A 24,118-nucleotide genomic window follows, 5' to 3' on the forward strand; every position below is an offset into this window, starting at 1 on the left:
GACACGAAGTATCGCGAGTACGCCAGACGTGCGTTCAAGAAGCTCCTGCGGGTCCAGGAGGAAAACCTCTCTGAAGACCAGCTGACGTGGCTAACGACGAATGAGTCAGCCATCACAGAGCGTATCGACCGCTTCATCGAGACGGGACACCACGAACGAATCTGGCGAGATTGGAACCCCGGTGAACGGACCATCCGTGTGATCAGAGATGCGATTCGAGACGCTCCAGACGAAGTCGTTTCACTGGGGGAGTTCCACTCGGCGAAGGAGCTGTTTGAAGTAGTGGAGTCCTACGATCCGGAAGCGGGCTGGAAGCGAGACGTGTGTAATCGCATCTCGAGTCCTCGAAGTCTCGGGAATCTTCTCGCATCCCAGCGCGACCACCGGAGTCTGACCATTCGAGAGCACGGAAATACGAACCACTATCGGATTCAGGAGTCTTCGCGTGGCGTCCAGCCCCTCACTGTAGAGTCAATCGAAGACCTGTTCGAACTCCCCTGTATGGCGAATATGGCCGAGCGCCTCCACGAGAAGAAACCAGTCCGAAAGGACCTGTACAACTTCGCCCGGATGGTGATGTGGCTGCCACAGTATCAGGACAGCGACCTTGAGACGATTGTCACAGACCTCAAAGACGTCTTCTCGCGATGGCCCTGGTACGACGAACAAGTCACCGACTACCAGATTCGCTACGAGTTCTCGAACACCATTGGGGGCGACACCCCGCTTCCGATGAACTGTGACAACGACGATATGCAGCGGTACTGCATTGGGCAGGAGCAGTGCCCCTACTCGATCTGGGGGAGCCTTCCCTTCCCGGACGAGATGTATGACCAACTAAGTGGAACGGGGGGTAACAGAAACGAGTTCTAACGCAGACAGACAACTATCAGGTATGTTACTATTCTCGGCGGACAGCGATGTGACGGAGATTGAAAACCCGTCATGCACTTTTCAGGCTTTCAGTCGACCAATTTGGACAAGGATGGGTATCGTGCTGGAAGGATAGTCTTGCAACTCATCAGTTGGGGTCGATCAGTTCTGCTAGGGCTTGATTCTAATTTGACTCCAATCCTCTCGAATACGGGGCTTTCAACACTTCGTCAAGCACAATCTCGCTGCATCACCATCTTTTGGAACCCGTCGAGGACATTAGTAACACCTGAGAACTGCCCGACGGGTCTCTTACTAAATCTAAGGGTGTCTCAATCCTCGCTGCACCTCCAAAGTCATCCAAAGGAAGGCTAGGGTACACGGGTGCAAACGCCGCTGGCTCTCTCCGGCCGAGGGGCCATCAAACGACGAGCGCCTCTTGCCAATATATCAGAATTCACTCATTGGTTGACGATGTGATCCGCGGTTGAGTTTGTCGCCCCCGAGAGGGGCGAGGGGGCCGTCGTAGGTACCCACTCAACAACCATGTCTTCCGAACACGAGCAACAGCAATCACGACCCTCTAGCGAGCAGGCTGAGCAACCGAGCAAAGAACCGTGGGCAGGTCTCGAACTGTCGCTCCCCCACGGCAGAAGTCCAACTGGCATCGTCTCATTCATCGAGCGTGTACTCGTCGAACTCACCCACGAAGACATCGGAGCCGAGTTCGTCTCGACGAACCTAGCGGGGGTGAAGCGGACGCAGTTCATCGCCGTCGACCACGCCGGCCAGCGGTTCCAGAAGCGGTATTTCGACGAACGTCTCGGTTGGCACGAAACAACAGTCAGCCGTGGAGTAGTTCGTGACGAACTGGTCAGTCGACTCTCACAGTTATCCCTTGACCGAATTGACGAGACGCCGAACACTGACCCAGATACGTTCCACGTGAAGCCCGTTCATCAGTTCCGAGCCCCCACAAGTTAACCAACACAGAACCGCAGTCTCCCTCAGTGTTGGTTAACGGCGTGGCAGCGAGCACCAACGGAACCCTCATCTCGCGAAGAGTGGTAGTTCGGACGATGTTGATGTGAGCATGAACGAAACGGTTGTCCAAGGTCGTTTCTGAGAACCCCCAGAGGGGGGGTCCACAGATGTTTAAGTCACCACAGAGCAATCATCTACCCATGGCCACGGATCTCACTGAACGGGTGCAAGAAATCGCCGAAGCGCGGGGTATCCCCGAATCAGAGATCCTCGAACAGGCGTTGGAACGCGGCGTCGAAGATCTCTGGGTTGACCTCGTCCTCTCGCGATACATCGACGACGACATCGACCGCGAGACCGCAATCAACCTCGTCGGTCGAGATCGTGTCAAGCGAGCAGAGCAGGAGGTACAGGTCGTCGAAGACGATGTTCGGTGGGGACTGAATGCGTGATCCTCGCGGTTGCTGATGCGGGCCCCATTATTCATCTCGACGAGATTGACGCGCTTGCATTGCTCTCGGTCGTCGACGAGCTGCTGATTCCACAGACTGTCTACCAAGAACTCGAGGCGGGGATGGTCCCACCTGCGCTCGAAACCATAGAGTACGAACTGGTTGAGAGTGATACAACCGGCCTTGGCGTCGAGTTGGACCCCGGTGAGACAGCTGCACTCGCCGTCGCATCTGAACGCGCTGCCGTCCTCCTGACTGACGACCTTGCAGCACGAGACGCTGCGAACGATCACGATGTGGAAGTCCATGGCTCGATTGGGATTCTCGTGCTTGCGTCTACACGGGGAGAACTCGAGAAATCAGCGGCGGCTGAGCTGATGCGAGCGCTCCAGACTGAAACGAGTCTCTTCGTTACTGACGCTGTGGTTGAGCACGGTATCTCACTCCTCGATGAGAGCTAATTTGTCGGTTCTCGACTTTCCGAAGGTTGTTCTGTTCATCGACGGCGTTGCCGTCGTCGGCTATCACAACCTGCAACTGGACTGACTCTCCGACTGGGCTGTTTCTCGTGCACGCCGTGAGACGTGCAGCGCACAATAGGGTGCTCTGCGTGACTCTCCATGCCTAGTCCCGATCCGCACGACGACACGAGTTGCGACTACGAACAGTTCGAGAAAGAACAGCTCACCCAGGACCGCGACGCCATCGGCGTCGACACGGCGGACGTCGACGACGACGAAGTGGCCCAACGCCTGGTCAATGACCTCGTCGACGCGGCCGTCGTCACTTTGGTTCCCGAGGACCAAGTTCTGGTTCACGAGCCGAGCGGCACCACGTTCGACTCGACGACACAGCTGGTCGTCTTCCACCGTGGCTGGGCGGCCGGCCGCGACGCCGACGTGGAGGCCGAGTGATGCAACAGACGCTCTCTGGCTGTGCCTTCTGCGACGCCTCGCCCGGCGCCGAGGTCGGCGAGGCGCACACCTGGGGACAGGACGAACGGGTCACCCACCCGATCTGCGTCGACTGCGCGATCCAGACGGAGCCGGATCCCGACAAGCGCGATCACATCGCCTGTGACGGCTGTGGGCTGGTCGTCGACACGCTCGCGGCGCTCACGGGATTCCGGGTCGAACTAGGGCATCTGGAAGGCCCGTTGCAGCTGTGCGCTCGCTGTAGTCCGGGTGGGCTCGCGACGTACTGGACGCGCGACCTCGAGGAGCATCTCGTCGCGACGCCGGCGGAGTGACCCAACACTCTTTACTGATTCGCTGTAAACTGTAATCAAGAACGAATCGTGTCACACACCTCAAACCGCGCCGACGGCGACATCGTCCAGGACTTCCTCTCGGTCGCCGATCTCCTCGAGGAGCCACAGCTCGCCCAGATGTACGCGTACCTCGCCCGGGAGAGGGAAGCGACCGTCCAGGACGTAATTGACGACCTCGAGCTCGCACAGGGAACCGCTTACAGCTACGTCAACCGGCTCGTCGACGCCGGCGTCGTCGACGTCACCGACGACGAACAGCCTCGCCGGTACGCTGCTCGGGAGATCGAACTGACCGTGACGACGACCGCGGGCGACCGCGAGTACACGATCACGCCGGCGCTGATCGACGCCGTCGGCCGCCGGGAGACGGACGCGGACATCGACACCTACATCGACCGCCACGGCGTCGCCGGCCTCGCGACCGCGCTCACCTACGCCGTCGCTCGGGAGCGTGGGGAAGTAACCCACCGCCTGATGGCCGAGGATCTGGACATCTCGCCGCTAGCTGCGGAGATGATTCTCCAGGCGCTCCGGCCCGTCGTCCACGAGCACTACGCCATCGAGGACACAGGGGCGGGACTCGACGAGTTGGACATCGACGGCGACAGCGCTGACGACGCGTGAGCCGGCTCCACATCGCTGACACCGGCCTGTTCGTCGCGATGGGGCAACCGTCGAACAGTCGGTACCAGGCCGTCCGGGGGTTCGCTCGCCGGAACGACATCGCCTTCGTCCTGCCCGAACGGGTGTACGAGGAGCTGACCGTCGACGACCCCGACATTGAAGCCCTGCCTGTCGACGACGCAATCGACGAGGGGTGGGCGACGGTTGCGGCGCCGCTCGAGTTCTCCGAGCCGATCGTCAGGGAGACCGTTGACCTCGACCGCGTGCCGGACGGCTACGAAGCGATGGATGAGCAAGAGGCAGTGAAGACTATAGTGCAAGTCGATCTACAACACCCTGTTAAGCGATAACAATGAGTTCATGGCCAGAAGACGAACTGACCGAGATTGCTGAGTCCGATGACCTGCACGTTGCACCGTTCCGTGAGGACGGCGAAACCTACGGCACACCGACGCGGATCTGGAGCGTCGCTGTAGATGGCAATCTCTATGTGCGCGCCTACAACGGTCAGGATTCGAGTTGGTACCAGGCTGCCGTTCGGGAAAACGCCGGGCGAATCGAGGTGGCCGGCATGACGAAGGACGTCTCGTTTGAGTCGGTAACAGACGAGGCGCTGAACGACCGTATTGACGAAGCCTACCGCGCGAAGTACCAGGGAAGCCAGTACCTCGACTCGATGATCAGCGAGCGTGCCCGGTCCTCGACGATCCGAGTCCTCCCGAGAGATATCTTCGATCGGCTGAAAGCCGGTGAGCCGGTCCCGATGGACGACCCCGGGTATCAGAAGATCTCCGAGGAAGTAAATAGAACAATAGGCTTGAAGAGGAAGCTGAATACAGCGACAGACGTAGACGAGATACGGCACTATGTAGGAGAGATAATTGGCGAAGAAGTCGACGAGAGCACGAAGATTTTCCCGCCGTTTCACATCAACGTTGGAAAGCATACCAGTGTGGGACGCAACGTTTTCATCAATCACGCCTGCTCATTTCTGGACCTGGGAGGCATCACCATCGAAGATGAGGTCATGATCAGTTCGATGGTAACGATTACGTCCGAAGGTCACCCGGTGGATGTGGATCGTCGAAAGACGCTGGTGCCGGGGGAGGTCGTTGTCGAACGCAACGCGTGGATCGGTGCCGGTGCGACGATACTGCCCGACGTAACGATCGGTGAAAATTCGGTCGTAGCCGCCGGTGCCGTAGTAACGAAAGACGTGCCTGCCAACACCGTCGTCGCGGGAGTGCCGGCAGAAGTCGTTCGGGAACTGTAGAAGGAACCTGGTGACATCCTCCCCGCCGTAAACGGCGGGATTCTCTCCTCGAAAGAAGATAGTGATTTCGTGAAGAAGGGGAGCATGAGTTCAAATACGATAACGAGGGAAGCCATTCACAAGAGAGGACGGACCTACTCTGATTTTGAGGAACACGACCACTTGGCGAATTAGCCCACGTTCCTGATGACGAGCTTTATCCACGGAACGCTGGACGAGCAGAGCGAAAGGAAGAGCTCGGATCGTATCCTGATCGAGTGAGATCGACGCGAAGCAAATGTTCCTCGTACAGTACGTCGATTCCTGCGAACCGTACCAAGTGTCGGTTCTGCCTCACAAACCATCTCGGTGGAACCCGCGACGATAGTCGCACTCCGAATACAGAGGGGACGCGACTCCACGTCGTCCATCTGCTCGTCGAAACGTCGGCGACGTCGAGGCCGTCGCGTCGGGCCGTTTCAGTCGTCTTCGTCGGCTGTCGTCTCGGTCTCTAAGTCGGCTGAAACGGGGGACAGACCGTGGGCGAGTGCCTCGCCCGACGCCGTCTCAAAGAGGTGGACGTTCCCCCGGTCTATCACGACTTCGACGTCCGTGTCTTCTCGAATCGTCGAGTCGGGGTCAACACTCATCAGCAGCTGGTCATCGGCTCTCGACTGGTCCATCGATGTACGGCGTTCGCCCAACAACATGTATGCGAATATCTCGTCGCCCATCGGTTCGAGAATATCAACACGCGTGGAGATGAGCGAAGAAGGGTCTTCCACTTCGACACGCATTCTGCCGGGATAGATATCTTCGGGACGAATTCCGACAGTCACCTCGTCACCCACGTCCACAGCCTCGACAGACGCCGGATCGAACGCAAGCGAGAAGTACGCCGTCGAAAGTGAGTTTTCTGTGACCGTCGCCTCGGCGAAGTTCATCGACGGCGAGCCGATAAAGCCCGCGACGAACAGGTTCGCTGGCTCGTTGTAACAGACGAGCGGCGGGTCGATCTGCTGGAGTTGTCCGGAGTCGAGGACGGCGATACGGTCCGAAAGCGTCATCGCTTCCTCTTGGTCGTGGGTGACGTAGATGATGGTCGTGTCCAGTTCCTTGTGCAAGCGTTGGAGTTCGGTCCGCATGTGGACCTTGAGCTTCGCGTCGAGGTTCGCCAGCGGCTCGTCCATGAGAAAGACATCGGGCTCACGGACGATGGCGCGGGCGATGGCGACGCGCTGTCGCTGGCCGCCGGACATCTCGTCGGGCATGCGTTCGAGCATTCCCTGCAACTGGACGATTTCGGCGGCGCGCTCGACGCGGCGCTCGATTTCCTCCTTGTCGTAGTTGCGGAGGCGAAGCCCGAAGGAGATGTTGTCGTACACGTCCATGTGGGGAAACAGCGCGATGTTCTGGAACACCATCGCCACCCCACGGTCCTTCGGTGGGAGGTTCGTCACCTCGCGGTCGCCGATGTGGATTTCGCCCTCACTCGGCTTCGTAAGTCCAGCGATGCTTTCCATCGTCGTCGACTTCCCACAACCCGACGGGCCGACAAAGCAGATGAATTCGCCGTGGTCAATGTCGAGGTTCATGTCATCGACCGCCGTTACGTCGTCGTAGTGCTTGCTTACGTGTTCGAGTCGTAGTCGTGCCATTGTTATTCTTTAAGTGCTCCTGCGGTTAGTCCGCTGACGATGCGTTCCTGTGCGATGATGACGAGGACGACGACCGGGATGACCCCGACAACACTCGCTGCGGCCATGAGGTTGTACTGCGTCGTGTACTGGGTCTGGTAGCTGAGAATCCCGCCGACGATTGGCGACCACTTGGACGCTTCGGGCGAAGTCGCCATAATCGAGCTGAAAAAGTACTCGTTGTAGACGCTGATGAACGTGAGGACGCCCGCGGTCGCCACGCCGGGTGCTGAAAGCGGCACGATGACGCGGAATAGCGCGCCCAGTCGGGTCGTTCCCTCCACCCGCGCCGCGTCCTCCAACCCGTCGGGAATCTGTCCGTAGAAGGTCGTGAGGATGAATATCGACAGCGGCAGGAACAGCGCGCTAAATGGCATGACCATCGACCCCGGGGTGTTCAGCAGTCGGGGCGGTGTGAATAGCGGGATCCCTACGAACGGAATCGTTATCGGGGCGTTCCCGGCGAACGCCTGAAACAGCGGGATGACGAACGCTGCCGGCGGGAAGTAACTGATGGCGAGGATACCGAGCATCAACAGCGCGCGCCCGGGGAACTCAATCCGTCCGAACACGTAACCTGCGAGGCTTGCGACGACGAGGACGATAACCGTCGTCGTGGCAGCTAGCACGAAGCTGTTTAGGACGTACAGATGGAACGGGACCTGCTCGAAGACGGTAACGAACGCTGTCGGATTGAATCCCTTCGGAACGGGGAGCGGAAACGTACCGCTGACGCCGAACAGCTCGACAGTTGGGAGGAAACTCCCGGACAGCAGGTTCCCTTGCGGCGTCACCGCGAGGACGAGTAACCAGTAGAACGGGAATACTGTCGTGACCATGAAAAACGCCATCGCGACGTAGAACAACGCTCGATACACACGTCGTGGGTTGTGGATCGCATTCCGCGCCCACCGTGCGAGCGGTCCGGTGTCGTCTGACGCGCCGTCGGTTTCGCTGGACATTATATCGCGTCCTCCCCCTGCCACAGGATGATTCCCATCACGACGACGCCGATGATGGCCGCCGTAACGAACGCGATGGCGGCAGACGTTCCTTCGTGCGTGTTGAACGTCGAGACGACCATACAGGAGAGTGAGGGGACGACGGTACAGCTCGAGACAGTATCGATGATACCGTACACGCGCATCGCCTGCACCGAGCGGAATAACACCGCAACCCCGATGGTCGGCAGGATGAGCGGGAGCGTGATGTATCTGAACTGCTGCCACTTGCTCGCACCGGCGACGCGGGCCACGTCGTACAGGCTGCGATTGATGCTCTGGAGCCCGGCAAGGATGAGTAGTGCCATGAACGCCGAGGTCTTCCAGATGTCGGCGACGATAATGATGAACGTCGCGCTGACCGTGTCGTTCAGTGTGTTGGTTGGTGCCACTACTCCGAGGTCGGCGAGAATCGGCGTCGCGAACCCGACGTTCGAGTCGAACATCAAGAAGAACATCATCCCTTGGATGACGATTGGGACGGCCCACGGAATGATAATCGCCGCACGGACCCACCGTCGGCCGTAGAAGTCTTGATCTAAGACGAGCGCTTGTCCCAGTCCGATGAGGGTCTCGAACAGTACGCTGGCCACGGCGAAGATGAGAGTGATTACGAGGGCGCTATCGAGGAGACTCGCGGCGTCGAACCCGGTCGGGAGGAACGTCGTCCCGCCGGGGAGGTACCGATTTTTCTCCCCGGTGAACAGCGCGACGTAGTTGTCGAGACCAACGAACCGGACATTAGAGAGGTCGGTCGAGACGGCGTACAGTGACAGCTCGAACGTCCGCAAGAGCGGGTAGATAGCCACGATACCGAGCAGGACGAATACCGGGGTCAACAGCAGGTACGCGTACTGCGTGTCGCTCAGGTTCTCCAGCCACCGCAAGAAGCCGACGACTGGTCCCGACTGCCGTGACTCGCGTGCCGGCTTCGCAGTCGTATCGGCGCTCATACTACCCCTCTGAGAGATGTGGGACTCATGATTTGATCTGTCAAGTGTAAAGCTCTCAGCTCGTCAGTTGTTGCTCTCTGTCTCTTCGAGGCTGGACTGGAGCGTCGCCATCGCCTCGGACGAAGATACCTCTTGTCCGACCGCGCGATTGGCCTGCTCCGCGATTTTACTCGATTGGTTGTTCCAGACCGCCGTCACCGGTCGAGCCATCGTGTTCTCACCGGCGACGCGGAGCGTGTCCATGTAGTCGCCGGCCGGTTCGAGCTCCGCAGCCGTCTCGGAGTTAAACAGGCTCGCCCGCGGCGGTAGCCACCCCTCGATCTCCAGAAGGAACAGCTGGAACTCCTCGCGCATTGACGCTTGGATGACCTGTGTGACAGCGTCGAGCTTCTGGCTGTTCGGGTTGACAGTGATGTGCCAGCCACCGAGTGCGGAGGTGGACCCACCGGTTCCGGGGAACTGCGCCTCGCTTTCGGGGACGCCATAGGGAAGCGGCATCGTCCCGAGGTCGTCACCGAACTCCGACGCTGCTTGGTTAATCGCGTACGGCCAGTTGCGGTGGAACACGGCGTTCCCGTCGATGAACGGTGCGAGCGAACTGTCTTCGATCCACCCGAGGATGTTCGTCGGTGTGAAGCCGCCGCCGTAGTCGCTGAACTCCCCGTCGAAGCTCTCGTCGTGGACGAACTTTCGCATCATATTCAACGAGTTGACCACCGGGTCCGAATCGACGGTGACGGGCCGTTCGCCGACGGGGCCGAACAGGTTCTCGCGACCACCGAAGTAGGCGCCGCCCCACGAAGACAGCACCTCGTTGAAGGTACAGCAGGCGGTGCCGACGTAGATGTCCCACTGGGTGGTAAAGCCGTAATCGACGCCCGAGACGTCCTGTGCCTCGGCAGCGATGTTCGACCAGCGTTTCCACGTCATCGGCTCGGTGGCCCAGTTCTCCTCGGTCGGATTGTAACCCGCCTCTTCGACGAGGTCTTTCCGGTACAACATCGTCGGGTAGTCGGGGTACAGCGGAACACCGAACAGGTCCCCGCTGGCGGGGTCGATGGCCGTCTCGGTGAATCCGCCGAAGTACTCGTTTTCGATGGTTGAAAGCGCGCTCTCGGGGAGAACCTCCGAGAGGTTAGCGAGCTGTCCCCGCTGGATGAAGATGTTCACCCAGCCGTTGTCCATCATGAACATATCCGGCGTCGTCTCCTGAGAGCTCAAGAGCCGGTTGTACGTCGCCCGACGCTTCCCGCTGTCCGGCTGGCCCGGCTGAAACTCGACACGGATGTCGTCCGACAGCCCTCCTTTCTCGTGTAGCGCCGTGCGGAGCTGGTCCGCGTGGTCCTGTGCGACAGTCGCGTCAAAGCCCCAGACGACGGTTGTTCCGCCGCTTTCGGACTCACCGACCTGTGCACCGGTGTCGGAGCCGTTGCCAAACATACTCGCACAGCCGGAGAGGCCCGCTGTGGCCCCCGTCGCACCAGCAGCGGTGATAAACCGCCGTCGTGAGACGCTCTTCTTCGTCGTCTTGCTCGTCTCTGGGTTCGTTGTCATCGTCCGAATTGTTCATCAAAATAGGGCCACTTATACTTTAGGGATTAGATTTGAGATATCACAAGAACTTTATCTGAACTCTGTGGCCAGTAGGTGTATGGGACTCCGACGGTCACTTGACGATTACAAGCAGAACGAAGACGCGACCGACGTATTTCCGGGCGAACGGCGTACGAGGCAAGGCAGATTCAGCGGGTCGGACCAACGCCTCGTTCACGTTTCACCAGCCGGGTCGCTCCGAGACTACTCGTACCCACTTTCGGGATTCGGCGGCATCGTGTCCTCACGCTTCGGCGTCCGTGTCGGCGACGCCGTCGAGTGGTTCGATGCGCTCGACACGGGGAGCCAGACGTACCGAGCGGGTCGCTCGCTCGTCGAGACGACGCACCGTCTCGACGGATTCGACGTGGTACAACGCGACGTTACTGACGGGCTCGCCCACACGACGGCGTTTGAGCTTGGCGACGGTGCACCCGAAGATATCGAACTGGCCGGGTTCGTCGAGATCAGCCCGGAGGGGCGAGATGGGCGCGTTGGGCAGCTCGTCCACGACGACGCCGTCGAGGTGTATCACAACCGAGAGCACGACTATCTCGGCACCTCGACTGAGTTCGTGGAGTGTACGCCCCAAGTACTCGAGCGGTTCGACGAGATACTCGCCGCGGAATCGCGGTCGTTTCCGGAGTTCGGTGCGTCCGAAGAGTACGAGGAGAGTCGCCTCACCGGCGGTGTTGGAGTCCGCGTCGCTTTCGAGGATGGTGAGACCAGTCTCGTCACCCTGCTGTCGGACATCGAAACGCAGTCGCGCTCGGATGCGCTCTCTGCGGTCGCGACCCGGACGCGACGACCCAACAGCGATTCAGCCTCGCTCCTCGCGACGGCCCGGCAGGCCGGACAGTACCCCACGGTCACGGATCGGCTCGTCGCGACTGACCTTTCGGTCCTTGAGTTACTCTCCGCACCGACTGGGGCCCGAATTGCGGGGCCGGATTTCGACCCATACTACCAGTACTCCGGCGGCTATGGCTACACGTGGTTTCGAGACGACGGAGAAGTTTCGACGTTTCTCTTGGAAGCCGACGAAGCGCTCGGGTTCGGCGCAGCCGAGGCACACCGACAGAGCGCCGAGTTCTACTTGCGGACGCAGTTACCCGACGGTCGGTGGCCTCACCGAGTGTGGCCGATGAACGGCCGGCTCGCGCCGGGGTGGGCGAACGGGCACATCGAGGGCACGGAAACGCAGTACCAAGCCGACCAGACTGCGAGCGTCCTCGTTTTCCTCGCCGGGTACCTCTCGACATACCGACAGTCGCTCCGAAACGTCACCGTCGAGGCCATCGAGAGCGCGTTACAGTCGGGAGTAGATGGGCTCGACAGCTCGCTGGAAGACGATGGCTTTCCGACGGTCTGTGAAAACGCGTGGGAGAATACGAATGGTCGTTTCACGCACACCGCTGCGAAGTTCGTTCAGGCCTACAGTACGATTGCGGCCGTCACGTGCGATGCAACCACCAGAGAGCGTGCAGCTACGCGGGCAACGCAGGTCTTCGACGCACTCGATATGGCGTGGGTCCCCGACGAGGGTATCTACGCGCTCCGATTAGACGACGGGGACGGTGACTTGGACGATCGAGTCGACAGCACTACCTTCTCACTCGTTGACGCCTACCTCGCCTACCGGGCCATCGAGGATATCGGCGACACGCGATTGCGGCGGCTTGAGCGTCACCTCCACACCGCGTTCTCCAGGCTCTGGAAAGAGACCGGCGACATCTCCGGACTCACGCGATTCGAGGGCGATACGTGGCGGCAGCGAGGGCAGGGGAGCGAGAAGATTTGGACCGTCTCGACTGGCTGGGGCGCGTACGCGGCCGAGAAGTCGATTCGACTCTTCTCGTCGACGGACGAGTACGACCCCGAGAAGTGGGCGGACCGGTTGTTCGACGAAATTGATCTCAACGGCAGTCTGTGCCTTCCATCGGGCTACCTCCCAGAGCAGTTCTTCGACACCGGAGCGCCGGACAGCGCAACGCCGTTGGGTTGGTCTCACGCTATTCGATTAGCCACGCACGCGTCCCGTGTCACCCGAGGTACTTGCACCGAGTAGGGTTGTTACATTCGAATAGCGGAGTCCGAGGCGGTCACGCGTCGGACAACTCCCCTACCTGTACTCTCATCTTTACTAAGATTTATCCCCCGCTGGCCGAACACTTGGGTATGGTGGAAGACGAGGTGGTGGACAGCCTCATGAGGATTGGGCTCTCGGACAAGGAGTCGCGAGCATACGTGACGATACTCCGTAACGGGGCGACGACAATCCGGGTCGTCTCCGAAGAGGCTGACATCTCCAAGAGTTACGCGTACGATATCGTCGGAAAACTCGAGGAGCGCAACCTCATCGAAATCGATGATCACGTTCAACCGACGCAGTTACGAGCGATTCCGCCCGCAGAGGGCATCGCTAATCTCGTTTCCCAACTACAGACCGTTGAGTCCAAGCTAGAGGACCTGTTTGACTCCGAGAGCTACGAACAGCAGAAGTTCAGTATCATCAAATCTCGACGGACGATACTCGCTCAGCTCAACAAGCTGATCGACGCCGCTGAATCGGAACTCGTTCTCGCACTTCCCGCATCGGTGCTGCATCGGGTCGAGGACTCTCTCAGAGAGGCTCAGAGCCGGGGAGTATTTTGCATGCTTCTCGTCACGGAGTATGACGGCACGACTTCAATCGACGGTGCGACCGCAAGTATCATCCAGACGTGGAGCGCCCCAGCCCCAGTGACGCTCACTGTTGACCGGCGTGACGGTATCATCGCCTCGGCAGATGCGATTCTGAACTCGAACTCCGATGAATATGCCATCTACCACGCTGAGGAGCACATCGTTTCCTCGTTGTTCGACTCGTTCATCGCCAACTACTGGCCGATGGGCGAGCAGGTGCACGTCGGGTCGAAAAGTGAACTGCCGGCGACGTTCACGAGTTTCCGTCACGCGGTGTTCGACGCGACGCTACATCTGATGGACGGAGCTGTCGTCACGGCCGAGATGGACATCCGTCCCACCCAGAGCAACGCGGCGTTCGAGACGACCACTGGGACGATCGTGGCGGTGAAACAAAGCCTCGTTCGGCCCTTCTCGAACGACTTTCCGACCCAGGAGTCGTTCGTCGTTGAGACGCCTGACGACACGTTTACCGTCGGTGGCTCGAAGGCGTTCTTGGAGGATTTCGAGGCTCAGCGCGTCGTCTTCCGCTCGGTCAGCGATGCGGAACAGGAGTAGGCACCTTGCACTTGCTCACCGACCGGTCGTGATGGACTGCCGTGCGTGGATCGCCTCTGTTTTCCTCCCGGTCAAGTCCACCCCAACCTTCGACGTCACTCACGTAGCGTGAAGGTCCGCTTTGCTCGTCCACGAACTGGCCTCACGTTTCAGGAGGGAGCTTTGACGCCGGCTACTCCGCTATCTGCCTCCGGTGCCGGTACTTATTCGACTCGACCCGAAGACAACGAATCCCCGGGGGCCATCTTCGTCGTCGACCTTCTACGCGCCGACTGACTCGACTGCGGTTTCTGTGGTATAGTACGATATCGCCCTTCGTCCTCCCCGAATGGGTGTACGAGGAGCTAACTGACGACAACCCCGATGTCGAGGCGCCACCCGTCGACACCGCGATCGACGAGGGGTGGGCGACGGTTGCGGCGCCGCTCGAGTTCTCCGAGCCGGTCGTCTCGCGAGCCATGGACGGCGTCCAGCGGTACATCGCGAACGCCGACGAGCGGCCCGCCGACGAAGTCGAGCGAGCGGACGCCGCACTCGCGGCCCTCGCTGCCTAGCATCTAAGTGCGGGAATGGTGACTGAGGTCTACATCTACACGACGGATATCGCGGCAGGCGAGGGGGCCGAAACTGTGCTCGCGAGCGAGGGGTACGGGGACTCGGTGACGTTCGTGAACGGGTTCCGGTTCATCGAAGACCTGGTTTCGAACCGTAGCTGAGGGACGGGAGAAAAGGAGACGCATCGTACGAGGATTTGTGACCGCTCAGCATCTCCCTTGTATGAACTATCAAACCGTGCCCTCATAGCGCCACCTCGTACTCCTCAGCCAGTTCCAGGAAGTCCTCCCACTCGGGAAGTCGCGACGTCCGCTGGGCACCGCTGGTGTCGAGATAGGTGCAGAGGTCGTCGACGCCGTACTTGGTGGCTTGGGCTCGGAGTTCGTCGCGGTCGATGTCGACGTGACTGAGCAGGAGCAGGCAGTATGACTGCGTTCGTGGGCCGGAATCAAGCACGAGCATATGGCAGCACAACAGCTCCGGGGAGAGCTTGCTCACTGTCTCCGAATAGAGGTAGTGTCTGCGGTCACGTGCCAACAGCGGGAGACCGTATCGCTGGAGCTGGTCTGGCCCTGTCGGAATGAAGTGTTCGTCGGCGATCTCAGTCGGCGTCTGCACAAGGAACTCGTCAAGCGATTCCCACAGAATCGTGTAGGTGTCCGTCTGTTCTTCAACAGTCTGGCGGTGGACGTGATGGGCCAACTCACGAGCGAACACGCTCAGCTGTTCGAAGCCGTCGTTCAGTGTGTACGCCCCGTCGTCAGTTTGGTAGACGATTCCGCGATGCTGAAGCGGGGCAAGCGCACGGTGGACGGTACTTCGGTGGACGTCGGCGCGGTGTGCGAGTTCGGTCGCGGTCCGTGGGGTGTCGAGGTAGTAGCACGCACGGAGGGCTGCCCCTGACAACAGCTCCGGCCAGTCGATGTATGAATACTGCTGGGTGAGATCCGTAAGTAACTCGAGGGCCTTTGCGTCCGACAGTCGAATCCGCTTTGTTTTCCCCTGTCGACGTGTCTCGACGAGGCCAGTCGTTTCGAGCCGCTCAACGAGTTCTGAGGTGTAGCTGAGACTCCGATCGAGATTCGCTGCAAGGTCAGAGACCGTCTGCTCACCATGGAGGGCAGTAAGGGCGCGAACCTCACCTTCTGTGAGCATACTGTTGCATACTAGCGAACCGATATATAAATCAGTTCGGTATTTTGCAACGCAGAGCTGACTCTGTCGAACATAGGCATAACGGATGAAAGCCCTCGGCCGCTCGGCATCCCGCGACCACCGCTGCGCTCCTCGTGCCTGTGGTGCTTGCGGGGTCGGGGGACGACCGAGACGGCCTCGCCCTTTCTGAGTCCGCCAGGATGGCGGCTGGGTTACTGAGTGCCGAGAGTGGTTGAACGGTGTTTCTTTACGGCCCGCCCCGCTCGCCGCTGCCGCCCTCCGCGTCGTTCGCGACACAGGCATCGAATCGGTTAAAGAAAGGGGTTGCAAGTAGTCGCTGAATGCTGGTTGCTGGAATAATCATCAACAATATTCATAACACCAAGGAGACATTATCAGGTATGGCTCACCGGAGTCGCGACGTACAGAAGGCGCACGACAAAGGAGTACTTGCCGAAGCCCGAGATCTCGAAAAGAAAGGCTGGGATGTTAAGGCAGATATCTCAGGACACGGTTATGGGAGCCCACCAACGGTCAACGGACATCAGCCCGATGTGTATGCCACCAAACGGGGCGGGACCCGTATCGTTGAAATCGAAACGGACCCAGATGACGACCCTGACCAACACACGGCATTCCGACGAAGCGCTGGCCAGACAGGTGCGAACTTCTACGGATGGGTTGTCGATAAGGGCGGAAATCGCCGGACGAGGTTTGAGTAGGATTTTGCTCGGTTTTCGGTTTAAGTATAGTTAGGGAAGGTCCCAGTCGGTCAGTCTCTCAAGACCCGTCTACATTCTGTGATTCGTACGATCCGCCCTGTTCGCCCCCACCACCCGTCGCGTCGCTCGTGACCGACCCTCCCGAGTGGGCTTCCGCTCCAGTCGGTGCGGTTCCTGCTCGGTTCCGTGCTCCTCCTCTGTGAGGGGTTTATTTAATTTGGATTGATCCACGCCTTACTCACGGTTACCCGGCTCGTCACGACACCAACGCTGCTCTCCGTTCTCGTTCGAACTGAACAACTCTCAGTTCCTGATGCTAGGCTGGTCCTCGATGAAATTAGGGAGGCCCGTAGCCGGGGCACGAACAGCAACGTGCAACGAGCGAGATCGTTGCTTGAGGAGCTCTGACACTGAAACTATCGTCTTCTTACGTGTTCCTTGCAGCCGATGAAGACGAACATGTCGAGAACACAGGAAATTGTTTGTGTTACGAGGGCACGAATCGCGGCAGTTTTTCGGTGAGCCGATCGAGTCTCACCAAGCAGGAAGAGATGCCTATTAATCGCTACTCTAGATACTGGTCGAGCTCTACATCGATCTCGATGATTGCAAATGTCGCGGGGTCATCGACCTCGTTTGAGCCACCATCTGTCCGGGGCTTCGACTTCGTTGTATAACTGCCGTCGACGATATCGTAGAGATGATCGATCAGCCGGTCAACCTCTGTTCCAGCCCTGATCCGCTGTCCGTACGTCCGCCTGACGAGTCGCTTCAAAATCGATTTGCTGTATTCGTATGGCGTCGGTTTGGGGTCTGAGTGATAACGGTCCGGATTGAATGTCGCACTGTCCGTAGCGAGATTGTAATTGGAGAGGGCCTCATCCATGCGATCGGACGAGAGGTAGAACGGGTCAGAGAATCGGCTTGCCATAACGAAGTTCGCGAAGCTCGTATGACTCAGGCCACTCACATCGAAGTCCTCGTAGGTTCGTGGTGAGACGACGGTGAACTCCGGAAGCTGGTGAATCAGGTCGTATTGATACAAGTCGATATTCCAAGATGGTGGTGATTTGGCGAATTTTGCCTGTGAGAGCATCGCTCGCGTTTCATGTGACCCAGTGGGGTAGTTCGAATTAACGATATAGAGAATATCCGCGAGTTCTCGTGTGACATTTTTGCCGTTGTTCAAATCATAGCGCACTCTGGGCGATTGATGGACCGACCGAGCCGTGGTAGTCACAGAGCCTGCAGCGGAGTGAGTCGACTTCCCGCGAAACCGTTTGACTGTCTCTTGGATGAAATCCTCTTCTTTGTCAAAGGACGAATTATCCATCTCATGGTACTCCTTCAGGATATTCTCCCAGAAGTCGTCCATGAGATGATCCATCGACATTGCTGCTTACCAGATTCCTCAAATCGAATGCATATATTCGTGTCGTCTGAGCGGGATAGTCTTACCAAACATCCGTGGCAGGTACTGAACGAAAGTTTGGTAAGACACACTCACCACCGGTTACCGTCGCTGCCGAGAAATTAAAACGTGAATCGAAACTCCCCTCTATCCATTATCGAATCGATGGCGTCTTCCCGAAGGTTGTCTCCAGCTCCAGTGATGCGTTGCGCACCCGGTGGAAACTCCCAGCCGTTGCGTCTGTAGACGGCTAAATAGTCAACCTCATCAGAACTGAACGTTTTCGAATTTGCATACTGGGTACCAGGACGGCGGAGTTGGACCGTCGTTTGACGAGTCCGTTGCCGTACGTAGTGGAGAAGTCGCTCCGGAGTCTCAAGGACCTCTGTAAGGACCTGCAGATCATAGATATCGCAGACGTAGGGGACAGGCGACATATCCAGTATCTTCGCGAAGTCACGAGTCGCAATCGACCCATAGGACTCTCCCAGAACAAGCCACCGACGGGCATCCTCTAAAGACGAGGGTTCCAGGCCGACCGTTGTTCCATCCGACGTTTCGATCTCAGTGATCTGGCCGGATTGAACGCCTGTCACCAGCCGGTTAGCCTGGTGGTATGCGTCCCCGATTCCCCGTTCGATGTCCTCTTTAATCGCGTCGATGCCACCGAAGTTTCCCTTACGAGTCTCAGCACGAAGCTTCTTCCCCTTGCATTCGATTACAATGGGTTCATCGTCGCGGAGGATCAGGATATCACCCTCTACATCTTCTCCATCGTATTCATAGGTGTAGTTCTGGATGATATCGTCCTCCGAGAAGGTTTTCGAGAGACAATCCACAGTCCATTCCTCGAGCCAATCACCGAATTGCAGCTGAAATGCGCCTTGATACTCCGAACCGATCAAATCGTAGTAAAAGGTGTTGGCGAGAGCATAGAGAACAGTGCGAGGAAGCGGAAGCAGGTACTCATCACCAGTTCGGACGAGCGGAGCTCGCTCTAATGGGTTCACATCCACCGGTGTTCGAAACCCGGAGACAGCTCCCGGTACAACAGTCAGTCGATCAAGGAATTTATGGAAACGTGGGCTGTCGTCGCACCAGTCCACAAGAGTTTCTTCGGGTACCCACACCGCCTCGTCCGTGAGATCGATCGCTTTCTGAGAGAAGTCTAAAAGTGACGGGCACCATCTCGCGACCTCCTTATCCTGCCCCTCTAATCTTGGTGTAATCCAATTCGTGAGTTCACGCGTATAGTACACCGCATCCTCGATGGAAAAGCCGAGTAGCTTCTCCATCTCCTGCTCCCACGGTTTGTACGCCCGGTACCCTTTTTCGAGCATCTGAAAGCCACTTGCGTGGCGAAGCGTCGTGAGTTCACGCCAGACCATCCCGAAGTACGGGTCTGCCATCGGAGAGTCGAGTGGGAGGAGTGAACCACCCTGCCGAGCGTACCAGTTCTTGATCTCGAGGAGGTGCGTCGCAATTTGCTCGAACGACTGTGCATCGGTCGTTTCTGCATCAGTCCGGAGGGCCGCACCGACGCCAAATTGAATGAGTCGCGGTGGGAGACCAGGGTCCTGCTCCGGTGAAATCTCCAGGCCAGTCGGGTTCGACGTTGTGCGACTTTGATCCGCATGACGCAACAGATTCATCCGGAGGAGATTGTGGACATAGAACTGCGTCAGCGTTCGACGTGTTCCGTTCGCACGAATTGTCCGGAGGAGAGAAGTGAGAATTTCGTCGCGATCAGCGTTAGCGAGAGGATGATTGCCGCGTCGGAGCCTGTCATCTCGGCGGTGAAATTCAGAGGGGTCAAGATGATCAGGAGAGTTCGCAAAGGGCGGGCCCTCAGTTACGTCCATTATCGGATCATAGTTCAGACAGTATGCTGATAAACCAACCTTTTGCATTCTTACAAAACTGTGACTGCTGGCGAGCCAGTCATGTCCGGAATCGTCTCCATCCACTGGGTCGATCCATCGCCGCGTGCGAGAGCTGTCAGCGTCGCCTGCTCGTAGTCCTGGCCACGCGTGACGGCTAGGTACCACACCGGCCCCCCGAGTACGGCGGCACCTGCGATAATCCAAAGAGAACGAGGCGAGACTGGCTGTAGCCTGGTTGAGGAAGGTAGTAAAGGAGCACACCAACAAGCACGAGAACGGAGAAAAGAGCCACGACGTGGGGTGGAGCATCGAGATAGTCTACGTCGGCGTCGGTCTCTCCGTCGATGTGTTAGAGCGGCTGGTCGCGCACAAGCTCAGTGTAGTCAGTGTCGCACCGCAGGGACGTGGGACTGTGAGGTTGGCGGTCATGTAGCCCTCCGAACCCTTTTCGCTCCCCTTCTCCAACCCCTCACGTATGGCGAGCGTACCGATTGCCGACAGGCCGAGGACGTCCCACGATATCAAACTAAGCCCTAGTCCATGGCCGTACGAATCTGAGGACAGCTACCCACTTTCTCAATGACTGGTGGGATTGCGCACATCAACAAGAAGGAATTCACACCGCTGGTTGAGGCTGTACTCGAGTCAGACGATCCAAAAGGAACTTTTGACGATTATCGAGAGAAGAACTGGAATATAGATAAGCGGCATCAGGTCAACTCCCTTCGGGAAGTTCTCGTCGAGGCTGTAGCTGAATGCCTGAATCATGATGAGTTCGCAATTAGTGCGAATGCAGCAGTCATTCTTCGGGAGCATATGTTGCTCTGCTCCCGCGTCTGTGATTTGGACGCCCTCGTCGCAGCCCTGACCAACCAAGTGAACGAACGGCGTATCCAACCTGCGAAAGAAGCCGCGACTACCTTAGCGTTCTTTTTGAGCACACGTCCGCCCGACCGATATCTGCCTCGGTGGGACGGATCAGATCCAATGGCGTCGACGTCTATGCTTGAGGATCTCGACCAACATAGATTTATCAGGGACGTACCGATCGATTCTGGCTATCTGCATAGAATTTCGCCGGCAACTGTTGAATCAGCGATTGATGCTCTCATCTCGAATTTGAATCGGAAAGAGTACAAGCGCAGTTCCGAGTGGGCAGTGGCTAGAGAGTGCGCCAAAGCACTCGGGGCAATTGGTTACCAACGCCCAGAGATAGTTTCGGAGGCAGTGCCAGCGATTGAGAAATTGCTAGGAAAGCCCGACGAACGTCAGGGATGGCTTGTGTACGCTCTGACCTCAATCGGATACACACGCCCAGACCTCGTCCCAGATGATCTCGCCTCTCGCCTCAAGGAGTACTCTGAAAATGGCAGCCTCGGACCGGATTGGCAACTCTATTATGCCGCCCAGGTGGGTCATCGAAAAATCGGACACGCCCCCATCTACTTGCGGGAAGAGGGCTGTGATGCAGATTCTGACCTCAAGCCTGTCGTTGAGAAGTTATTCAATTTCATGTTAAATCGCTTTCCTTCTGGGCCAGAAGAATGCATACAGGCGTTCGTCGAAATCTATCGCTATCGCCCTGATGATTTAGTGAGTATCCTGAGCGACGAGTTAGACCTGATACTGCAGGGTAACCCTCGGGCGTATGAATTCCCAGACAATTTCATGCGCCTCTTGAGTGAATTAGCTGGTGTTGATACAGCAGACTTGAAACCGATATTAGACCGATCTGATGAGCTCTATCGCGACCATGCCAAATCTCATTACTGGTATGAAAATGCACTTGAACTCCATCGACGAGTTGCCGTCCAAGACGAGGACTTACTCCCAGCTAACTTGGGAGACACAGTAACGGAGTTTGTGGAATCTGAGGGACGGGCAAGCGTCAAAACGGGCGTCCGTAGGTTCTTAGAGGAAATCGGGCAGTTGGATGACGACCTCGAAGCAGAGTTGCGAGGGCCGTCTATCATAGGCTCTATTGAGGAGTTAGTGGGTAGCGAAGAGTTTGAAGTCGAGTCCTTAGTTGAAGAGATCGACCCCAAAGAGGCAGAATCAGACGGTTAGTAGATTTTCACGCCCATCTGGGGGTCCACCCACTACGTGCAATCAACCCACGACTGGCGCTGAACTCACCCTCGATATTCAGCACAAGGTTCTTGTCATAATTTGAGGATTTCCTACAGAACCCCTTACACCAATCTCGCCGATAGAGAGTTGTTTTTCGCCAGTCAGGGGCGCAGGCGTTTCAACAGGCCTGTGAGGCAAAATGAACCAGCGTATCCAACGACGTGGGGTGAACCCGATCAATGTCGGTTGACCTCAACGAGATCGAACAGGCAGAGGTCAACCTCGAAGAGTGGTTAGTCGAACAGGCAGCATCCGGTGTTCCCGAACTCGTCCTCGTCAATCTCCTCCGAGACTATGCGGACGACGTCGAAGACCTTGGCTATGTCCCACGAATGTGGGGCAACAGCAAGCGGTGAGGTGAATCCCGTTCGACTCCCCGTTTGTTTTTTCGCGCCCGCGATGGGCGGAGGTGCGCGGAAGTGCAGAACGTGCCTCGACCAACCATGCCAGACGAACGAATCCGAACGGTCGTTGCGTCGCTCGTCGAGCCGACATCGAATAAGGAGCAGAAGCTTCTGAATCTGCGGTCGACCTATCGGGAAGCCCTCTGTGAGGCCTTCGACGCCAACGCAACGACGATGACGGCGGTCAACGATATTGTAACGCCCTACGACCTCCCGTACCAAGCGAAGGACGCGTTGAAGCGCCATGTTCCAGGCCTCCTCAAGAGCGGGTCAGCAGAACTCAGCGAGACCCAACCGAGCGGCGGTATTCGATCATTCCACCGACCGGACGCACGCATTCTGCTGGGAAGTTCCCCAACCTGGCCGTGGCACCAACTTCTGGATTCCGCTCGCAATTAATCCAGACCAACGCAAGTGGTGGCTCCAGTTGTTTGACGGCGAGGCTACTGCCGGGCAGTTACAGTTGATCACCCGGCCGCGACAGGCCCGCTGGGAACTGCACGTTCCCCTCAAACTCCCAACAACGAAACCCGAGGTCGATTGCGAGACCTGCACGCCGGTCGGCTTCGACGTCGGCGAAGCCATCCTCTTGACCGGCTGTGCGCTTCTGGACGGGCGGCCAGTCGATCCGTTGCTTGTCGATGGCGGCAGAGCCCGACACCTCAACCAGACGCTACAGACGACACTCCAACGACTCCAAGAACGTGACGCCGCAGAGTGGCGAATTGACGAGCAGGCAGCGTACTTCCGAAATGCGCTTCGGGACGAGATCGAGACGGCGACACGAAACGCTGTGGAGTATGCTGCCGGGTTCGATCAGTCGGTAATCGTCCTAGAGCAGCTGACCTCGATCCAAGACGACCTCGACTTCGGCCCACATATGAATCGGCGACTCCATGCGTGGGCCTTCGACCAGCTGCAAACGCGACTCGCAGACAAGGCTGCCGACGCAGAGATTCCTGTTCGGTACGTCGACCCAGCCTACACGTCCCAGATCTGCCATGCGTGCGGGGAGATTGGAACCCGTCCCAAGCAAGCGGAGTTCCGCTGTCCCAACGACGACTGCTGGGTGTCGGTCTATCAGGCCGATATCAACGCGGCGGCCAACATCGCTGGTCGCCTCAATCCGTGGGGTGAGAGCTGCCCCAGGGAACCGGGCAGCGATGACACGCTACGGAATGGGCGCACCCGTGACAGTGCCACAGGACCTCGTGAGGAGAGCTCGTCACAGCGATGACGCTCACGAGTACAGTCCCGAAACCTCGGTACTCCCCTCCTGTGCGAGGGGCCATGAGGCGAGGATGTCACTCCGGGTGGGCTTCCTACGCCCGTAGGTAGGCAGTCAACGCATAGTGAATCAATGACCTGCGATGAGAGAGCCTGTCTTGAAAACTGAGAGGCGATGACTCGTCGCGGGGTGGGTGCACTCGTGATAGTGCCACGATCCACCAGGAACCGAGCGAGAAACCCTCGTGGGTGACGTTTCTGGCGTAGTTGGATCGAAACCCGTTCACATCCTCCTGTGGAGGATATCGTTCCGTCTCGGAACGCGGGATATCACTCCGGGTACGCGGGCACTCCTCGATTAGATGGAGTTCGGACGGCACGCACCGCTCGCCGCATTCCGCCCTCCGCGTCGCTCGCGACCGACCATTCCGGGCTGACGCGGTCTCGTTCCTCCGTCACTCGACCGCGTTCCGGGCTAAAGTGCATGTGCCTTCGACGCCAGCATTAAGCGCGTTTTCGGTTGCGCCCCTCGCGGGCTTTCGCGTTCCAGCGCTTTGGGCCGTTCCGCGCGGCGAGTCACACCACGACTCGCCGTGCTCACGACCGTCGCCCTGGACACGGACCCGCAGTCCGGGCCGGACGCGAGAAACGGCTTAAAGCTGGCCGCTCGCTCCGGGCGGGTCGCTGGA

At 58.3% G+C, this 24,118-nt stretch carries 21 protein-coding genes and 4 pseudogenes; 18 read left to right on the plus strand and 7 right to left on the minus strand.

What is annotated here, in order from left to right; genetic code table 11:
* The 9 genes and pseudogenes from ATB1_RS06175 to ATB1_RS06215 all read left to right on the plus strand — a co-directional run.
* Positions 1-873: primase-associated protein (locus ATB1_RS06175; protein WP_042662719.1), on the plus strand; the 873-nt coding region annotated here is incomplete at its 5' end.
* Between the two features lie 546 nt (positions 874-1,419).
* Positions 1,420-1,857, plus strand: a complete 438-nt coding sequence (locus ATB1_RS06180; protein WP_042662720.1) for a hypothetical protein — start codon at positions 1,420-1,422, stop codon at positions 1,855-1,857.
* Positions 1,858-2,057: 200 nt separating this feature from the next.
* Positions 2,058-2,309: a ribbon-helix-helix protein, CopG family gene (locus tag ATB1_RS06185; RefSeq protein ID WP_042662721.1), complete on the plus strand. Its 252-nt coding sequence runs from the start codon at positions 2,058-2,060 to the stop codon at positions 2,307-2,309.
* Positions 2,306-2,770 carry a hypothetical protein gene (locus tag ATB1_RS06190; RefSeq protein ID WP_042662722.1) on the plus strand — a complete coding sequence of 155 codons (465 nt, stop codon included), beginning with the start codon at positions 2,306-2,308 and terminating at the stop codon, positions 2,768-2,770. The genes ATB1_RS06185 and ATB1_RS06190 overlap by 4 nt, the downstream gene beginning before the upstream one ends.
* A 159-nt stretch (positions 2,771-2,929) precedes the next feature.
* Positions 2,930-3,223, plus strand: a complete 294-nt coding sequence (locus ATB1_RS06195; RefSeq protein WP_042662723.1) for a hypothetical protein — start codon at positions 2,930-2,932, stop codon at positions 3,221-3,223.
* Positions 3,223-3,558 (plus strand): hypothetical protein, encoded by a 336-nt coding sequence (locus ATB1_RS06200; RefSeq protein WP_042662724.1) that lies wholly within the window; start codon positions 3,223-3,225, stop codon positions 3,556-3,558. The genes ATB1_RS06195 and ATB1_RS06200 overlap by 1 nt, the downstream gene beginning before the upstream one ends.
* 48 nt (positions 3,559-3,606) lie before the next feature.
* Positions 3,607-4,203, plus strand: coding sequence for a helix-turn-helix domain-containing protein (locus ATB1_RS06205; protein ID WP_042662725.1), 597 nt, complete (start codon positions 3,607-3,609; stop codon positions 4,201-4,203).
* Positions 4,200-4,457: pseudogene (locus ATB1_RS06210) on the plus strand (hypothetical protein); the annotation flags it as partial. The gene ATB1_RS06205 and the pseudogene ATB1_RS06210, both read left to right, overlap by 4 nt.
* A 98-nt stretch (positions 4,458-4,555) precedes the next feature.
* Positions 4,556-5,476 (plus strand): DUF2255 family protein, encoded by a 921-nt coding sequence (locus tag ATB1_RS06215; protein WP_042662726.1) that lies wholly within the window; start codon positions 4,556-4,558, stop codon positions 5,474-5,476.
* Positions 5,477-5,934: 458 nt separating this feature from the next.
* Here ATB1_RS06215 and ATB1_RS06220 read toward each other — a convergent pair whose 3' ends face one another.
* The 4 genes from ATB1_RS06220 to ATB1_RS06235 all read right to left on the minus strand — a co-directional run bounded on the left by ATB1_RS06220 (position 5,935) and on the right by ATB1_RS06235 (position 10,660).
* The gene (locus ATB1_RS06220; protein WP_042662727.1) at positions 5,935-7,113 is read right to left on the minus strand and encodes an ABC transporter ATP-binding protein; all 1,179 of its coding nucleotides are present in this window, start codon (positions 7,111-7,113) and stop codon (positions 5,935-5,937) included.
* A 2-nt stretch (positions 7,114-7,115) separates the two neighbouring features.
* Entirely contained in the window at positions 7,116-8,114 is a 999-nt protein-coding gene (locus ATB1_RS06225) for a carbohydrate ABC transporter permease (RefSeq protein ID WP_042662728.1), read from the minus strand.
* Positions 8,114-9,106 (minus strand): carbohydrate ABC transporter permease, encoded by a 993-nt coding sequence (locus ATB1_RS06230; protein WP_042662729.1) that lies wholly within the window; start codon positions 9,104-9,106, stop codon positions 8,114-8,116. Before ATB1_RS06230 ends, ATB1_RS06225 begins: the two co-directional genes overlap by 1 nt.
* A 63-nt stretch (positions 9,107-9,169) precedes the next feature.
* Positions 9,170-10,660 carry an extracellular solute-binding protein gene (locus ATB1_RS06235; RefSeq protein WP_042662730.1) on the minus strand — a complete coding sequence of 497 codons (1,491 nt, stop codon included), beginning with the start codon at positions 10,658-10,660 and terminating at the stop codon, positions 9,170-9,172.
* A 97-nt stretch (positions 10,661-10,757) separates the two neighbouring features.
* On the opposite strand from ATB1_RS06235, the gene ATB1_RS06240 reads away from it, so the two are divergent.
* The 3 genes and pseudogenes from ATB1_RS06240 (at position 10,758) to ATB1_RS06250 (ending at position 14,658) form a co-directional block, all read left to right on the plus strand.
* Complete coding sequence (locus ATB1_RS06240; RefSeq protein ID WP_042662731.1) at positions 10,758-12,767, plus strand: glycoside hydrolase family 15 protein; 2,010 nt, start codon at positions 10,758-10,760, stop codon at positions 12,765-12,767.
* A 110-nt stretch (positions 12,768-12,877) separates the two neighbouring features.
* Positions 12,878-13,942 (plus strand): TrmB family transcriptional regulator, encoded by a 1,065-nt coding sequence (locus ATB1_RS06245; RefSeq protein ID WP_042662732.1) that lies wholly within the window; start codon positions 12,878-12,880, stop codon positions 13,940-13,942.
* Between the two features lie 272 nt (positions 13,943-14,214).
* Positions 14,215-14,658 (plus strand): annotated as a pseudogene (locus ATB1_RS06250) (hypothetical protein).
* 82 nt (positions 14,659-14,740) lie between these two features.
* Here ATB1_RS06250 and ATB1_RS06255 read toward each other — a convergent pair.
* Positions 14,741-15,652: a helix-turn-helix domain-containing protein gene (locus tag ATB1_RS06255; RefSeq protein ID WP_042662733.1), complete on the minus strand. Its 912-nt coding sequence runs from the start codon at positions 15,650-15,652 to the stop codon at positions 14,741-14,743.
* Between the two features lie 341 nt (positions 15,653-15,993).
* On the opposite strand from ATB1_RS06255, the gene ATB1_RS06260 reads away from it, so the two are divergent.
* Positions 15,994-16,374 carry a hypothetical protein gene (locus tag ATB1_RS06260; RefSeq protein WP_042662734.1) on the plus strand — a complete coding sequence of 127 codons (381 nt, stop codon included), beginning with the start codon at positions 15,994-15,996 and terminating at the stop codon, positions 16,372-16,374.
* Between the two features lie 177 nt (positions 16,375-16,551).
* Positions 16,552-16,782: pseudogene (locus ATB1_RS24070) on the plus strand (hypothetical protein); the annotation flags it as partial.
* A 157-nt stretch (positions 16,783-16,939) separates the two neighbouring features.
* On the opposite strand, the gene ATB1_RS06265 reads toward ATB1_RS24070, so the two are convergent.
* Both ATB1_RS06265 and ATB1_RS06270 read right to left on the minus strand, forming a co-directional pair.
* On the minus strand, positions 16,940-17,749 hold the full coding sequence (locus ATB1_RS06265; protein ID WP_128081412.1) for a hypothetical protein: 810 nt from the start codon (positions 17,747-17,749) through the stop codon (positions 16,940-16,942).
* A 158-nt stretch (positions 17,750-17,907) separates the two neighbouring features.
* Positions 17,908-19,647 (minus strand): hypothetical protein, encoded by a 1,740-nt coding sequence (locus ATB1_RS06270; RefSeq protein WP_128081413.1) that lies wholly within the window; start codon positions 19,645-19,647, stop codon positions 17,908-17,910.
* A gap of 256 nt (positions 19,648-19,903) precedes the next feature.
* On the opposite strand from ATB1_RS06270, the gene ATB1_RS06275 reads away from it, so the two are divergent.
* The 4 genes and pseudogenes from ATB1_RS06275 (at position 19,904) to ATB1_RS06290 (ending at position 23,439) form a co-directional block, all read left to right on the plus strand.
* On the plus strand, positions 19,904-20,101 hold the full coding sequence (locus tag ATB1_RS06275) for a hypothetical protein (protein ID WP_042662737.1): 198 nt from the start codon (positions 19,904-19,906) through the stop codon (positions 20,099-20,101).
* 146 nt (positions 20,102-20,247) lie between these two features.
* Positions 20,248-21,735: a hypothetical protein gene (locus ATB1_RS06285; RefSeq protein ID WP_128081414.1), complete on the plus strand. Its 1,488-nt coding sequence runs from the start codon at positions 20,248-20,250 to the stop codon at positions 21,733-21,735.
* A gap of 242 nt (positions 21,736-21,977) precedes the next feature.
* Positions 21,978-22,154, plus strand: a complete 177-nt coding sequence (locus ATB1_RS22330; RefSeq protein WP_198526048.1) for a hypothetical protein — start codon at positions 21,978-21,980, stop codon at positions 22,152-22,154.
* Between the two features lie 87 nt (positions 22,155-22,241).
* Positions 22,242-23,439, plus strand: a pseudogene (locus ATB1_RS06290) (RNA-guided endonuclease TnpB family protein).
* The last annotated feature ends 679 nt before the right edge of the window (positions 23,440-24,118 follow it).

The sequence above is a fragment of the Haloferax sp. ATB1 genome (assembly GCF_000730175.1).